The 15088-nt window shown below is 68.8% G+C and carries 11 protein-coding genes; 5 read left to right on the plus strand and 6 right to left on the minus strand.

Annotation, left to right across the window (positions count from 1 at the left end; genetic code table 11):
- Positions 1-8: 8 nt before the first annotated feature.
- On the minus strand, positions 9-812 hold the full coding sequence (locus NRY95_14930) for an SGNH/GDSL hydrolase family protein (GenBank protein ID UYC15018.1): 804 nt from the start codon (positions 810-812) through the stop codon (positions 9-11).
- A gap of 239 nt (positions 813-1051) precedes the next feature.
- A complete protein-coding gene (locus NRY95_14935; GenBank protein ID UYC15019.1) occupies positions 1052-2188 on the minus strand; it encodes a HAMP domain-containing histidine kinase in 1137 nt (378 codons plus the stop codon).
- An 808-nt stretch (positions 2189-2996) separates the two neighbouring features.
- On the opposite strand from NRY95_14935, the gene NRY95_14940 reads away from it, so the two are divergent.
- The 3 genes from NRY95_14940 to NRY95_14950 all read left to right on the plus strand — a co-directional run bounded on the left by NRY95_14940 (position 2997) and on the right by NRY95_14950 (position 6791).
- Positions 2997-4754 (plus strand): PQQ-binding-like beta-propeller repeat protein, encoded by a 1758-nt coding sequence (locus NRY95_14940; GenBank protein UYC15020.1) that lies wholly within the window; start codon positions 2997-2999, stop codon positions 4752-4754.
- 348 nt (positions 4755-5102) lie between these two features.
- Positions 5103-6503, plus strand: coding sequence for a serine protease (locus NRY95_14945; protein UYC15021.1), 1401 nt, complete (start codon positions 5103-5105; stop codon positions 6501-6503).
- A 135-nt stretch (positions 6504-6638) separates the two neighbouring features.
- On the plus strand, positions 6639-6791 hold the full coding sequence (locus tag NRY95_14950) for a hypothetical protein (GenBank protein UYC15022.1): 153 nt from the start codon (positions 6639-6641) through the stop codon (positions 6789-6791).
- Between the two features lie 103 nt (positions 6792-6894).
- Here NRY95_14950 and NRY95_14955 read toward each other — a convergent pair whose 3' ends face one another.
- Positions 6895-7464 carry an N-acetylmuramidase gene (locus NRY95_14955; protein UYC15023.1) on the minus strand — a complete coding sequence of 190 codons (570 nt, stop codon included), beginning with the start codon at positions 7462-7464 and terminating at the stop codon, positions 6895-6897.
- Between the two features lie 216 nt (positions 7465-7680).
- Between NRY95_14955 and NRY95_14960 the strand changes: the two genes are divergently transcribed.
- Both NRY95_14960 and NRY95_14965 read left to right on the plus strand, forming a co-directional pair.
- Positions 7681-8169 (plus strand): pyridoxamine 5'-phosphate oxidase family protein, encoded by a 489-nt coding sequence (locus NRY95_14960; protein ID UYC15024.1) that lies wholly within the window; start codon positions 7681-7683, stop codon positions 8167-8169.
- Positions 8170-8328: 159 nt separating this feature from the next.
- Positions 8329-9417 (plus strand): hypothetical protein, encoded by a 1089-nt coding sequence (locus NRY95_14965; protein ID UYC15025.1) that lies wholly within the window; start codon positions 8329-8331, stop codon positions 9415-9417.
- A gap of 34 nt (positions 9418-9451) precedes the next feature.
- Here NRY95_14965 and NRY95_14970 read toward each other — a convergent pair whose 3' ends face one another.
- The 3 genes from NRY95_14970 to NRY95_14980 form a co-directional block, all read right to left on the minus strand.
- Complete coding sequence (locus NRY95_14970) at positions 9452-10585, minus strand: HDOD domain-containing protein (protein ID UYC15026.1); 1134 nt, start codon at positions 10583-10585, stop codon at positions 9452-9454.
- Positions 10586-10667: 82 nt separating this feature from the next.
- Entirely contained in the window at positions 10668-11150 is a 483-nt protein-coding gene (locus tag NRY95_14975) for a nuclear transport factor 2 family protein (protein ID UYC15027.1), read from the minus strand.
- A 161-nt stretch (positions 11151-11311) separates the two neighbouring features.
- Entirely contained in the window at positions 11312-14983 is a 3672-nt protein-coding gene (locus NRY95_14980) for a methylmalonyl-CoA mutase family protein (GenBank protein ID UYC15028.1), read from the minus strand.
- Between the last annotated feature and the right edge of the window lie 105 nt (positions 14984-15088).

The raw sequence follows: 15088 nt of genomic DNA on the forward strand, positions 1-15088 counted from the left end.
GACACGCCCTACGGCTGCGCCAACGCGCGCTCCACCGCCTGCTGCGCCAACGGCGCCATCAGCGCGTAGCCGGCGGCGGTGGGATGCACGCCGTCGTTGGCCAGGGCCTTGTCCAGGCCGCCCTGGCGATTGCGCATCTTGCCGTGGTAGTCCAGGTACACCGCGCCATGGCTGCGTGCGTACTGCTCGATCCAGGCATTGAGCGCGCGGATCTTTTCCGCCGGCTGCAGCCCCGGCCGCCACGGGTAGTCGCTGACCGGCAGCACCGACGCCAGCACCAGCTTGATGTGGTTGGCCTGCGCCAGCTCGGCCATCGAGCGCAGGTTGTCCTCGATCATGCGCTGCGTGGACAGGCCGGTGTTGCCGGCCAGGTCGTTGGTGCCGGCCAGGATCACCACGGCCGCCGGCTTCAGGTCGATGACGTCCTGGCGAAAGCGCACCAGCATCTGCGCGGTGGTCTGCCCGGAAATGCCGCGATTGACGTAGGGCTTGCCGGGGAAGAACTTGGCGCCCTCGCTACGCCCCCACATGTCGGTGATCGAATCGCCGTAGAACACCACGCGCCGCTCGCCCGCGGCCGGCGGCGCCAGCGCGGCGTTGTCGGCGCGATAGCGATTGAGCTGCGCCCAGTCCAGCAGGCGCTGCTGCAGTTCGGCCACGTCCTTGGCCTGCAGCGTGTCCGGCGCCTGCGTGTACAGCGCGTCCACCTTGCCCTGCAACGCGTCGGCGGCAGGCGCGGCGGTCTGCGCGAACGCAGGATGGGCGACACTCAGGCACAGCGACAACAGTGCGGCACGCGACAAGGGCTTCACGATCCACCTCCAGCTCGGGGAAACGCGTCACCCTAATCCAAATCGTGCGCCTGCGCGCGGGTCGGTGGCTTGGGCGGTGTGCGCGGCATTGGCGATGCGGCGTTACCCGCGGTTTCTGCGCACGGGGCTCGCCCGTAATCTCGCCTCGGCGATGCTGCGCCCGTCCCCTCACCCCAACTCCTCTCCCGTGGGGAGAGGGGCTTCAGCGCTGCTGCTGGCAGCGCTCAGGCCGGCTTCGCTCAGTTGCTGGCGGCCGCCTGCCGCGGCAGCGTCGCCAGGAAACGGGTGCCATCCTGCTGCGACGAGCTGACGTCGATGCGGCCGCCATGCGCCGCGACGATCCTGTCGACGATGTACAGGCCCAGGCCCAGATTCGCGCCGGCGACCTGCGGCGTGCCGTCGGCGTGCGCGGTCGTGGTCAACGGCTCGAACACCGAGTCCAGCATCGCGGCGGGAATCGGTGGCCCCAGGTTGTGCACGCTCAGGCCCACCTCGTCCGCCGCCAGGCCGTTCAATGCGATCGTGATTTGCTGATCGCGGCTACCGTACTTCAATGCGTTGTTCAGCAGGTTCGCGATCACCCGGCGCAACCGCATCGCGTCCCAGCTGCCGTGCAGATCGCCGACCGTGATCACCTGCATCGCCCGTTTCGGATAGATCGTGGCCATCTCGTCGACGACGTCCTGGGCCAGCGCCTGCAGGCTGGCCGCTTGCGGGCGCACCGGGATGGACACGCCCAGCTTGTCGCCGGTGAAGTCCATCAGGTCGTCCAGGATCGCCTTCATCTGCATGGCGCTGCGCAGCAACACGCGCGCCTGCGGCGCCTGGGCCTCGCCCTGCCCCAGCATCAGTTCGGCGCAGCTCATCACCGCCGACAACGGCCCGCGCAGGTCGTGGCCCAGGATGCCCATGAACAGGTGCTGGGTCTGCTCCACGCTCTCCACGAAGGCGCGCACCGAATCGGCCAGGATCTGGTCCAGCGCCTCGTTGAAGCGGCTCATGTCCGGCACATCCTGCGCGCCCGGCGTATGTTCGGATCGGCTCCACAGGCGCATCACGCTGGCGCGCAGCGCGCGGAATTCCGACACCAGCTGCATCATGCCGAAGCCGTGCCTGACCCGTTGCCGGGCATGCAGGCTCGCGGCGCCGTCGGTCTCGAATTCTTCCGACCCGGCGTCCAGCGACCTGAGCCGCAACTCCGTCGCGCTCATCGGCGCGCGCATGTCGGCGACGATTTCGGCCAGCAATTGCGCGGCATGATCGCGCAACTGGGAAGAGTTCATCGCCTCGCCTTCCGCACCGCGCGTGCGCGCGAACGCCATCCAGTCGTTGCACAGCGGCTCGATGTTCGCCTCGATGAAATCGGCCAACTTCATGCGGCCACTCCCGCAATCGGGGCGCCGTGCCGCAGCCGCCGTGCGCGCGCATTCGCCGCGGGCATGCGCCTTGTGCCGCTTGCCGCCGTCGCCGCGCGGCCTTCCAAGCAAAGCGTCCCCATCACGTCATTCCCAAGCGTCGATGCGCCAGCTTAAACATTCCCGGTGAGATCCGTACACCTGCGCCCTGCCGGCACCGGCCGCAAGGCGCTGCCCTGCGCGACGCCGCGGTCCGGCTTTCGCGGTGGCGACACAGCGCGCAACCGCTGAACGGAACGCCTGTTGTGCGGCGCCGGTGCGGCGCTGCGCACGGCCGTGCCGATTCTGGAATCGCGCATGCGCGCAGCGGCGAGCGCCGCGGACAGACACCCGCACGCGGCATACGCCAGGCACGCGACGCGCAAACTGTCACCGAAGCGCCATACGGCAGCGCCCGTTCTGGCCGATCGCGGGCCTGGCGGCGCGCCAATTCCCGGCATTCAGTCGCCGCTCATGCGCCAACGACGGCTCTGTATCGGCACGCATGGCGCGCACCGGAAATGCCCGCACGCCGCATGCCGGACGCACAAGCCATTGCCCTGCAAGGGACAGGGGCCCATGCCCAAGCGCGCATGTCCCGGCATGCCGGCCATCGGCAATGCATGCATTTGCGACACGTTGCCACGCGGCCGATTGTTTTTCGCTATCCATGCAACCTTTTCGCTTGCCCTAACTTTTTTGTACGTACATGACATGCGCCGTTTCCCGTTCCTACCATTGCGCCGGTAGTGAAGGGGGGGTCCCCACTCCAAGCCCCGAAGGACACCGCATGAACAGGCATTACGCGCACCGGAAACTCTCTCTGCTGTGGCTGGCCCTGGCTCCCGGATTGATGCTCGCCACGGCGGCATCGGCACAATCCGCAAGCCCTGCCCCGGCGCAAGCTCCGAACGACAGCGCAGCGTCCGCCAGCCCGCAGGGCAATGGCAGCCGCTACGGCGACAACGCAGGCACCGGTTCCGCTGCTGGCATCGCCAGCCTCGGCGGATATGCCACGGCATTCGGCGGCGGCGCGCCGTATGCCACGCGCAACAGTTGGGAAAACGCCGGTGGCGGCTTTCTCAACACGCGCTTCGCCCCGGCAGAATGGCAGATCAATCCGTTCAACGCGGCGCGGCTGAAGACCGCATGGACCTTCACCACCCAGGGCGATGTGTCCGCCACGCCGACCGTGCAGGGCAGCGCGCTGTACGTGCCCGACTGGGGCGGCCAGCTGTATCGCATCGACACCACGCTGGGCAAGGCGGTGTGGCAGGTGAAACTGTCCGATTACACCGGCAACGCCGCCTCGCTGTCGCGCAACAGCCCGGCGATCGCGCGCGACAGTGTGCTGGTCGGCGACCAGGCCAGCGGCACGGTCGTGGCGATCGACAAGAACACCGGCAAGCTGCTGTGGAAGACCCTGGTCGAAGCCAATGCGCAAGCGCGCATCACCGCCTCGCCGGTGGTGTACGGCGATCGCGTCTACGTCGGCGTGTCCTCCGGCGACTGGGGCGGGCTGAGCCCGGGCTACAAGTTCTCGTTCCGCGGCAGCGTGGCCGCGCTCGACCTGAAGACCGGCAAGCTGCTGTGGAGCTTCCGCACCGCACCGGAAGGCTATACCGGCGCCTCGGTGTGGGGCACGCTGGCGATCGACCCGCAACGGCAGCGCGTCTACGCCACCACCGGCAACAACTATTCGGTGCCGCTGGACGTGGCCAGCTGCGTCAAGAACGCCAACGGCAACAAGACCGCGCAGCTGGCCTGCCTGGCGCCGGACAACTACGTGGACTCGGTGCTGGCGCTGGACATGCGCAGCGGCAAGCCGGTATGGACGCGCCGCCTGCAGGGCGCCGATGCCTGGTCGCTATCGTGCCTGGTCGCGCCGACCACTGGCGTGTGCCAGGAACCGCAGGGGCCGGACTACGACTTCAGCGGCGGCGGCGCCAACCTGTTCACCGCGATCCGCGACGGCAAGCCGCAGGCGCTGGTCGGCGCCGGGCAGAAGAGCGGCGTGTATTGGGCGTTCGATGCCGACAGCGGGCGCACCGTGTGGTCCACCCAGGTCGGCCCCGGCGGCACCGCCGGCGGCATCGAGTGGGGTTCGTCGGTGGATCCGTTCAAGTCGCGCGTGTACGTGGCCATCAACAACAACAACCACACCAGCTATACCCTCGCCCCCGGCAACACCGAGACCTGGAATGCGGGCTCGTGGGCGGCGCTGGACGCGGCCACCGGCAAGATCGTCTGGCAGGTGAAGGTGCCGGGCATCGATCCGGTCCAGACCGCCTTCGGCGCCGGCGGCCGTGGCCCGCTCGCGTCCTCGCCGGGACTGGTCTACGCAGGTTCGATGTCCGGCGCGATGACGGTACTCGACGCCGAGACCGGCAAGACCCTGTGGAGCTACGATGCCGGCGGTTCGGTGTCCAGCGCACCGGCCATCGTGGACGGTGCGGTGTACTGGGGCGCAGGCTATAGCCGCTTCAATTTCGGCACCGGCGTGCACAAGCTGTACAAGTTCGTCCCGGCCACGTCGCACGCGCGCTGAGCGCGCGTCGCAGCGCAACAGGTCCGATCCCACCGCCTCTCCTGCGCATGCAGGAGGGGCTTTTTTGTGCGCCGACGCCACCGCTGCGCCTGCAGGACGCCAGCCGCAATCGGCTGCATGACGACACCGCTGGACACAGCCGAGCGTGCGCCTCTGCGACCCAGCACCGCGCATATGAAAGCGACAACAAAGCGACAGCTGTCTACAAAATCGGCCCCGCACGCGTGACCGCGCGCACGCAATCGCGGTGTCGGCGCCCGTAGCCTCGGCATGCACCTTGGAAGTGGGTGCAACGGCATCCGGTCCCCTGCCGGATGGTCCAGTCGTCTTCTAGCAGAAGGAAGATCCATGAATCGCAAGAACGCGTTGTATCTGGCCCTGCTCGCCGGCATCTCCGGCCTTTCCCCCATCGCCATGGCCGCCAATCCCCCCGCGGCCGAGATGGACTCCGCTCCGGTCGAAGCACGCCCCAATGCCGCCGCGCTCGGCGGCGCCGAACTGCGCAGCCTCGCCACCGGCAGCGCGCACGCGCCGCGCCTGATCGAACTGGGTGCGCCCGACAGCGCCCAGGCCGCGACGATGAAGCAGTTGCGCGGCCAGCAGGTCAAGCACGGCCAGCCGCTGCAGATCGGCTACTCGCGCGACATCGCCAAGCCGGCGATCAACCTGCGCCGACTCACCTGGCAGAGCCTGCCCAATGGCGCGCAGGTGACCAGCTTCGAGATCGTCTCCACCGACGCGGCAGCGCTGCGCGCGGCACTGCAGCTCAGCGGCAGCGGCGCCCAGCCGGGCGACCCGAGCAAGGCCACGCTGCGTTTCGCCGGCGACGACGGCCGCGTGTTCGAACAGAGCGGCGCCGATTTCGCCGGCAGCGAGCCGGGCTGGTCCGCGGCGGTGTCCGGCTCGCGCCTGGTGGTGGAGATCGAATTGCCGGCCGGCCAGTATCCGCAGGGCTTCGCGCTGAAGATCCCGCAGGTCTCGCACATGGACATCAACCCCGTCGCCAGCGAGGAAATGATGCGGCCGATGATCGGCGAGAGCGACTCGTGCGAGCGCGACATCGTCTGCCGCGCCAGTCCCAGCAGCGGCTTCACCTCGGCCGCCAAGTCGGTGGCGCGCATGGTGTTCAGCACCAGCAGCGGTTCCTACCTGTGCACCGGCACCCTGCTCAACAACACCAATTCGCCGAAGAAGTACCTGTTCTGGACCGCGGCGCACTGCATCAGCACCCAGACCGTGGCCAACACCCTGCAGACCTACTGGTTCTACGACGCCACCACCTGCAACGGCTCCACGGTCAGTTCGGCGTACACCACGCTCAGCGGCGGCGCCTACCTGCGCCATGCCAACACCACCCGCGACACCTCCCTGCTGGAACTGAAGACCGCCCCGCCCAGCGGCGCCTTCTATGCCGGCTGGAGCAGTTCGGCGATCGGCTCCACCGGCACCGCGATCGAGGGCATCCACCACCCCGCCGGCGACGTGAAGAAGTACTCGCTGGGCAGCGTCACCGCCCTGTCCACCTCGATCGACGGCAAGTCGCCGCTGTACAAGGTGGTCTGGAACACCGGCGTCACCGAAGGCGGCTCCTCCGGCTCCGGCCTGTTCACCATCAACAGCAGCGGCGCCTACCAGCTGCGCGGCGGCCTGTACGGCGGCACTTCGTACTGCAGTGCGCCCAGCGATCCGGATTACTACTCGCGCTTCTCCGACGTGTATACGACCATCCAGCCCTACCTGAGCCCGTAAGCCGACGCCCGGGAGGGCCGTACTCCCGGGCCAGGACAGGCCACGCCGCGGCGTGGCCTGTCCGTACGGCCCGCCGCTGCCCCGGCGCACAGCGGTTACACTGGGAGCCCCATCTCACACACGGCAGGCATCCACTTGGCAAAGCCCAACTATTCCTTCGAAAAACGTCAGCGCGAAATCGCCAAGAAGAAACAGCAGGACGAGAAGGACGCGCGCAAGCGCGAAGCCCGCGAGGCGGCCAAGGCCGCAGCGGACGCCGAAGCGAAGACGCCCGACAGCGGCACCTGAGCGGCACCGGCGGAACCGGTCCCGTGCCGGCTCCCGCCAATGCGTGCAGCTTCCGGTGTTTGCCGATGCGCGCAGTGCAGGCGTCGACGCCTCGCCTTGCGACTCAGGCGACGCCGGTGGCCGGCGGGGCGGCAGACGGCAACATCGCCGGGAACCACTCCGCGCGTGCCAGCCAGCCCTCGAGGAATCTGTCGTCGGCAGGACGCTCCTGCGCCAGCCGGTCGTAGTAATCGATCCGGCCCTGGCGATACAGCGCATAGACCCGCGCCTGGTCGGCCGCCTGCAGCGCCGCCAGCGTGGCCGGCCCCATTTCCCCATCCGTGTCCAGACCCGTGGCCCCCGATTGCAGCAGGATCCGCTGCAATAGCAGGACCGCCTCGGCCCCGGCCTTGACGTCGAAATCGAACAGGATCTCGGCCAGCGGCTGCGAGGCGATCTGGTCGCCGTCCAGCATGTCCCAGTAGGCGTGCCGGTAGATGACCCCGGCCTGCTGCGGGGCCAGCGGGCGCAGCGCATCCAGCGTCGGCTGCTCGCCGAGCAACGACGGCGCATGGCGCTCGAACGTCGCCAGGGTGATGCCGCGATTGGTGGCACCGCCCGGATCGGCCGGATCGTCGACATAGCCCCCTTCGAACTCCAGCAACTGCGGCAGGTACAGCTGCAACGATGCCATCGCGATGCACTCCCCGACGAACGACAGGGCTGCAGCGTGGCACCGACCCGGCAGCCACGCTGTGCCCCAGGAAACAACCGCGACGCACGGCCGGGACACCGCATGGACCTGGGTGACGGACGCCGCCTACACGCCCCGTCAACGCCTCCGTCACGATGCGCCCGCGCACGGCGAGGCACAGTCTCGGCAGGCATTCACGCCCTATCGGAGACCCGCATGGCCAGCCCGCAGGAACTGGAAGAGAAATTCTGGAAAGCGCTCAAGTCCGACCGCACGGTCATGCTCGGTCTGGACGGCGTGGAAGACGGCCATGCGCGGCCGATGACCGCGCAATTCGAAGGCGACCGCGGCGGTGCGATCTGGTTCTTCACCTCCAAGGACAACGCCCTGGTGCAGAAGCTGACCCAGAGCCAACGGGTCATCGCCGCATTCAGCGCCAAGGACCACGACCTGTTCGCCAGCATCAGCGGCACGCTCAGCGTGGACAACGACCAGGCGGTGATCGAACGGCTGTGGAACGGTTTCATCGACGCCTGGTACGAGCAGGGCAAGGACGATCCCAAGCTGGCGCTGCTGCGCCTGGATCCGGACCACGCGCAGATCTGGCTCAACGGTTCCAGCGTGGTGGCGGGCATCAAGGTCCTGTTCGGCATCGACCCCAAGCGCGACTACCAGGACAAGGTGGCGGACGTGCCGCTGCGCTGAGCGGCATGCGCGCGTCCTGACAGGCCGCATCGCGCACGCTCTCGAGCCCTGTCACCTGTTCCTTTCCTTGTGTTCCCTTCCTCGCCGCCGGCACTGCCGCGGCGAGAATGGCGCTTCGCAAGCGTCGGGATGCCGAGCAGCGCTCCCTCGCGTCGCCGAGTGGGCCTGCCGTCCCCCGCACCAGCCACGACCTCGAGCGGCATCGCCCGGTGGGCAGGATCGCACTGCGCGTCCATAATCTGCGCCAATATCCACAGCGCCAGCCAGGTCGTCGCGATGCCGCAGCCCTTGTCCGAAGAAGACCTGCAGACGGTGCACGAACGCGCCTACGCGAGTTTCGACGCAGGACAGCTGGAGCAGGCATCGCAGCACTTCGCCACTTTGCTCGCGCACGCGCCGGACGCACGCTATTACCACTACATGCAAGGGCTGGTGCACAAGTACCTACTGGACTGGCCGCTGTCCCTGCACCACAACCTGCGCGCGCTGGCGCTCGCCGAAGACGCCGACGCATCCGCGCAGTGGAATGCCGGCATCGCGGCCACCGCCATCGGCGACTGGGCGCAGGCACGGGCGCAGTGGGCGGCCTGCGGCATCGGCGTTCCCGAAGGCCACGGGCCGATCGACGCGGATTTCGGTGTGGTCAGCGTGCGCCTGAACCCCTGGTCCAACGGCGAGACGCTGTTCGCCCGGCGCATCGACGTGGTCCGTGCGCGCCTGCTCAACGTGCCGCTGCCGGAAAGCGGCCACCGCTACGGCGATATCGTCCTGCACGACGGCGCCGCGACCGGGCGGCGGGCGTTTCGCGACCGCACCGTGCCGGTCTTCAACGCCTTGGCACGGCTGCAGCCTTCGCCATTGCAGACGTTCACGGTGTTCGCGCATTGCCCCAGCCCCGACGATCGCGACGCGCTGCGGGACGCGCCCGCATCCGACGAGATCGCCCTGATCGAGGACTGGAGCGAAACCCTGGTCAACTATTGCCTGCGCTGCAGCTACGGCGCCGCCGCCCATCCGCACCACGACGCGTCGTCCGATACCTGGAAAAGCGATCGCGATTTCGGCGTCGCCGCCACCCAGCGCAGTTCGCTGGATGCGTGGTTGCAGCACTGGCAGGCCGGCGCTGCGGGACGTCGCATCGATGCGGTGGAAATCCGCGAGACCAGTCCTCCGCCGCGCCAGGATGGCATGACCTGGTGGATCTCGCCGGACGACGCGGCCGACGACGGCAAGACCGAGGATTCCTAGCGCATCGGCAAGCACGGCAACGCCGCCCAGGCGCTCAGCGCGCGGCGGCATCCAGCAAGGCCAGCGCCGCCTGGCAGCGGCCGATCCGCAGCGAACGTCCCAAGGAACTCGACGCGTGCGGCGCAGCCTGCCTGTGCTGCTCGCCGAGCGCGTGTTGCATGCGCTTGGACAGCGCCCAGCCATGCGAGATCGCCTGCGCCACCCGCGCCGTCCAGTCCTGCAGCAACTCGGCCAGCATCCCCACATCCGGCACCAGTCCTGGCTGTTTCGCATACGCATCGCGCACCACCTGCACCACGGCGACCGCTCCCAGTCCGTACAGCAGCGCCAGCAGCTGCGCCGCAGCGGGATCCTCGCGCTCGGCAGCTTCGGCATGGCGGGCCGTGGCCTTGGCCGACAGCAAGGTGTACTCCCACAGCAGCGATGCGCAGCGGCCGAACACGCTGCCGTCGTCGGCGATGACCGGTTGCAACAGCGCCGCCAGCACGATCTGGCGCAGGCCCTCGGTGCCGAGCAAGGCCACCGCCCGCTCCAGGTTCTCGATCGGCTCGGCCTGGCGGCGGTAGGCGCTGCTGTTGGCGATGCGCAGCAGGTTGCCGGCCAGGGCTGGATCCTGGCCGAGAATCGCGGCGATGGCCTGGGCGCCGGCAGCGGGATCGTTGATGGCGCGGGTCAGTTGCGGCAACAGCTGCGGGCGGCGCGGGGTGTAGCGCGGGTGCGCATCGATCCGCGCCAGCACCGCGACCGCCGCGGCGGCGATCTCGGCATGCGCAGCGCGCGACGCCGCGCTCGGTTCGGGTGCGGGCGCGTCGGCGAACGCCAGCGCGTACAGGCGCAGCAGCAGCGCGGCTTCCTGCTCGGGCGCGAGTTCGGCGGCAGCCGCGGCGGCGCCGGGATCGGTGTCCGCCGCGATCGCTGCGCCTGCGCCAGCCGCTTCGACGGGGATGGCATCGTCCATGGACGCGGCGGCCCGGCGCGCGACGGCGATCGGCGCCACCGGTCCGCGCCGGCCTCCGCGCCGCCACAGCCAGCCACCGGCGCCCAGCAGCACGACGGCGACGCCTGCAATCCACATGGGCGGCACCATCATCGCCACCCGCGCAGTCGCCATGCGCCCGGCCCGGCCGGGCGCGCGGCCACGGCCAGGCGCGACAGGACGTTCAGGCATGGCGCGCCATTTCCTGCCCGAGCGAAGCCGCCCGCCTGCACACGGACAAGCAGCGACTGCGCAGCGCCGCGAACGCGCATGTTCACGGCACCGGCGACGCGGCCGCGCGGTGGCCGTAACTGAGCACCCGCGTCAGCTTCCAGCCGTCCTGGTCCTGGCGCCACACCATCACGAACTTGGCGATGCCCTCGCAACGCCCGCTGGCCAGTTCGCAGAAGCGGTGCTCGCCTTCCTCGATCGCGCCGAAGTCCTTGACCGGGTAGACCCGCAGCGTGCCGTCCACCAACTCGCGGCGGACCTTGCCGCAGATCCACTTGCGCGTGTTGTCCACGACGCTCTTGCGGTCCCAGGTGACGCCGCCGGTGTCGTGATAGAACTCCACGTCGGGCACGAACAGGGGCTCGAACGCCGCCAGGTCGCAACGGTTGTAGGCGCCGAACAGGCGCTGGTCCAGCGCCGCGACCGTGTCGAACAGCGGCCCGGCCGTGACCTCTTCGCTCGGTTCCGCCGCACGGGCGGTCGCCGCGCCCATCGCCAACAGCAGCAACCCTCCCCATGCCTTCATCCGCCGCTCCCGCGTTCGTCGATGCCCAACTATGAGCCTCCCCAGGCGGCGGCGGCAATAGTGCCGGATGCGTGCGGGAGCCAGCGGGCGAGTCGGCACAAAGCGCTGGGCAGGCATGCTCACCGACCTCGCCACAGCCGGCATCGGCCATCGCCGGCGGCCTACATGTTGCGCCGGTACTCGCCGCCCACCTCGTACAGGGCATGGCTGATCTGGCCCAGGCTGTGGGTCTTCACCGCCTCCATCAGCGCGGCGAAGACGTTGCGGCGCTCGCGTGCGCTGCGTTGCAGGTAGCCCAGGCCAGGGCCTTCGCGCTGCGACACCAGAGCGCTCGCCGGCACCGATGCCGCGTCCAGGTCCGCGGCGGCCGGCGCGATGCCATTGCGGCGCTGCTGCCAGTCGCGCACGTTGGCGATCTGCTGGCCCTTCTCCTCCTCGGTGGAACGGATCAGCTCGATCTGGGTCGCGGTCTCGCCGGCGTGCTGCTTGGGCAGGAAGGTGTTGACCCCGACCAGCGGCAGGCTGCCGTCGTGCTTCTTGTGCTCGTAGTACAGGCTTTCTTCCTGGATCTTGCCGCGCTGGTACATGGTGTCCATCGCGCCGAGCACGCCGCCGCGCTCGCTGATCGCCTCGAATTCCTTGTACACCGCCTCTTCCACCAGGTCGGTGAGCTGCTCGACGATGAAGCTGCCCTGCCAGGGGTTCTCGCAGAAGTTCAGCCCCAGCTCCTTGTTGATGATCATCTGGATCGCCACCGCGCGGCGCACGCTCTCCTCGGTGGGCGTGGTGATCGCCTCGTCGTAGGCGTTGGTGTGCAGGCTGTTGCAGTTGTCGAACAGCGCGTACAGCGCCTGCAGCGTGGTGCGGATGTCGTTGAACTGGATCTCCTGCGCATGCAGCGAGCGGCCGGAGGTCTGGATGTGGTACTTCATCATCTGGCTGCGCTCGTTGCCGCCGTAGCGCTCGCGCATCGCCCGCGCCCAGATGCGCCGCGCCACGCGGCCGATCACGGTGTACTCCGGATCCATGCCGTTGCTGAAGAAGAAGCTCAGGTTGGGCGCGAAATCGTCGATGCGCATGCCGCGCGCCAGGTAGTACTCGACGATGGTGAAGCCGTTGCTCAGGGTGAAGGCGAGCTGGCTGATCGGGTTCGCGCCGGCCTCGGCGATGTGGTAGCCGGAGATCGACACCGAATAAAAGTTGCGCACCTTCTGTTCGACGAAATACTGCTGGATGTCGCCCATCATGCGCAGCGCGAACTCGGTGCTGAAGATGCAGGTGTTCTGCGCCTGGTCCTCCTTGAGGATGTCGGCCTGCACCGTGCCGCGCACGCTGGACAGGGTCTGCGCCTTGATCTGCGCATAGGTCTGCGCGTCGACCAGCTGATCGCCACTGACCCCGAGCAGGGCCAGGCCCAGGCCGTCGTTGGTGGGCGGCAATTCGCCGTGATAGCGCGGCCGCGGCCGGTCCTCGAACAATTGCGCCAGGGTCCGTTCGGCCTGCGCCCAGCGCTGCGCATCGGCCTTGAGGTACTTCTCCACCTGCTGGTCGATGGCGGTGTTCATGAACATCGCCAGGATCATCGGCGCCGGGCCGTTGATGGTCATCGACACGCTGGTCGTCGGCGCGCACAGGTCGAAGCCGGAATACAGCTTCTTCATGTCGTCCAGGGTGGGAACATTGACCCCGGAATTGCCGATCTTGCCGTAGATGTCCGGACGCGGCGCCGGATCCTCGCCGTACAGGGTGACGCTGTCGAAGGCGGTGGACAGGCGCGCGGCCGGCTGGCCCACGCTCAGGTAGTGGAAGCGGCGATTGGTGCGCTCCGGCGTGCCCTCGCCGGCGAACATGCGGATCGGGTCCTCGCCGGCGCGGCGGTACGGATACACGCCGCCGGTGTAGGGATAGCTGCCGGGCAGGTTCTCCTTGCCGAGGAAGGTCAGCAGTTCGCCCCAGTTCCTGTAGCGCGGCGCGGCGATCTTCGGGATCGGCTGGTGGCTCAGCGACTGGCGGTAGTTCTCCACGCGGATCGCCTTGCCGCGCACTTCGTACTCGGTGACCGGGTCGGTGATCGACTTCAGCCGCTGCGGCCACTCGCGCAGCAGCTTCAGCGACGCGCTGGACAGCGCCTGCAGCGCGTCGTTGTAGCGCTGGCGCAACAGCAGCAAGGTCGCATCGACCGCGGCACCGGCCATGGCGGGCGCATCAGCGCTGCGCGCGGGTGGCTGCAGTTCCTCGACTGCGTAAAGGTCCAACTGCTTCGGCAACTGCGGGTCCTGCAGTTCGTGCAGCGATTGCCAGAACGATTGCGCGCGATCCGCGGCCTCGGCCTGACGTTCGACCCCGGCGTTGAGCGCGCGACCCTGTTCGGCGATCTCGGCCAGATAACGCACCCGTGCGCCGGGGATCAGCACGGTGGCGCGCGGCTCCTTCAGCGTGGTGTCCAGTTGCGGCAGGAAATCGCACTGCGGCAACGGCGCGGCATGGCGGGGCGCGTCGGCCGTTGCGGCTCCGGCGGTGGGCGCATCGAGACCCAGCTTCGCGCGCAGCAGCCGGCACAGGTTGACGAACATCCAGCTGATGCCGGGATCGTTGAACTGGCTGGCGATGGTCGGATACACCGGCACCGCCGCGTCCTCCATCTGGAAGGCGCCGCGGTTGCGCCGCCACTGCTTGCGCACGTCGCGCAGCGCGTCCTCGGCGCCGCGCCGGTCGTACTTGTTCAGCACCACCAGCTCGGCGAAATCGAGCATGTCGATCTTCTCCAGCTGGCTCGGCGCGCCGTAGTCGCTGGTCATCACGTACACCGGGAAATCGACCAGATCCACGATCTCCGAATCGCTCTGGCCGATGCCGGCGGTCTCCACGATCACCAGGTCGTAGCCGATGCCTTTCAGGAACGCGATGCAGTCCTTCAGCACGCGGTTGGTGGCCGCATGCTGGCGGCGCGTGGCCATCGAGCGCATGTACACGCGCGGGCTGCGCAGGGCGTTCATGCGGATGCGGTCGCCGAGCAGCGCGCCGCCAGTGCGGCGCCGGCTCGGATCCACCGACACCACCGCGATGCGCATCTGCGGGAAGCCGGCCAGGAAGCGGTTGAGCAATTCGTCGGTGACCGAGGACTTGCCGGCGCCGCCAGTGCCGGTCAGGCCGAGCACCGGCGCTGTGCGCCGTGTGCGGGACTCGAGACTGGGGACTCGGGACTCGGAGGTGCCTGGCAGGCCGGACTGCCACTGCTTGCGCAGCAGGGCCAGCTCGGACTCGCAGAACGCGCCATCCTCGAGCGCCGACAGCACCCTGCCGATGCCGATCTCGTCGTCGATGTGCGGCATGCGCACACCGGCTTGTTCCGGGTCCCGAGTCCCCAGTCCCGAGTCCCGCCCGCGCGAAGCGCGCACCACCACGTCCTCGATCATCTCCACCAGGCCCATCTTCATGCCGTCGTTGGGGTGGTAGATGCGCTCCACGCCGTAGCCCTGCAGCTCGGCGATCTCCTCCGGGGTGATGGTGCCGCCGCCGCCGCCGAACACCCGCACATGGCCGGCGCCGCGTTCGCGCAGCATGTCCACCATGTACTTGAAATACTCGACGTGCCCGCCCTGGTAGGACGACAGCGCGATCGCATCGGCGTCCTCCTGCAACGCCGCGCGCACCACGTCCTCGACGCTGCGGTTGTGGCCGAGATGGATCACCTCCGCGCCCTGCGCCTGGATCAGCCGGCGCATGATGTTGATCGCCGCATCGTGGCCGTCGAACAGGCTGGCAGCGGTGACGAAGCGCAGCGGGCTGGTGTCGGCTTGCGGCAGCGTGACGCGGGAGGCGGGAATGCTCATCGTGGCGGCGATCGGGAAGACGAAGTGCCGATTCTAGGCGCCACGCGCGATGCGGACAGGTTGCGCTGCAACATGCGCCGCGCCGCACGCCGGCCTGCCTGCGGC

Origin of the sequence: Xanthomonas campestris pv. phormiicola, assembly GCA_025666215.1 — a bacterium.
Taxonomy (GTDB): domain Bacteria; phylum Pseudomonadota; class Gammaproteobacteria; order Xanthomonadales; family Xanthomonadaceae; genus Xanthomonas_A; species Xanthomonas_A campestris_A.

Bases quoted from the DNA above. Each gene is read 5' to 3' on its own strand.
- NRY95_14935 (UYC15019.1), bottom strand. From the start codon at position 2,188: ATGAAGTTGGCCGATTTCATCGAGGCGAACATCGAGCCGCTGTGCAAC.
- NRY95_14940 (UYC15020.1), top strand. From the start codon at position 2,997: ATGAACAGGCATTACGCGCACCGGAAACTCTCTCTGCTGTGGCTGGCC.
- NRY95_14945 (UYC15021.1), top strand. From the start codon at position 5,103: ATGAATCGCAAGAACGCGTTGTATCTGGCCCTGCTCGCCGGCATCTCC.
- NRY95_14955 (UYC15023.1), bottom strand. From the start codon at position 7,464: ATGGCATCGTTGCAGCTGTACCTGCCGCAGTTGCTGGAGTTCGAAGGG.
- NRY95_14960 (UYC15024.1), top strand. From the start codon at position 7,681: ATGGCCAGCCCGCAGGAACTGGAAGAGAAATTCTGGAAAGCGCTCAAG.
- NRY95_14970 (UYC15026.1), bottom strand. From the start codon at position 10,585: ATGCCTGAACGTCCTGTCGCGCCTGGCCGTGGCCGCGCGCCCGGCCGG.
- NRY95_14975 (UYC15027.1), bottom strand. From the start codon at position 11,150: ATGAAGGCATGGGGAGGGTTGCTGCTGTTGGCGATGGGCGCGGCGACC.
- NRY95_14980 (UYC15028.1), bottom strand. From the start codon at position 14,983: ATGAGCATTCCCGCCTCCCGCGTCACGCTGCCGCAAGCCGACACCAGC.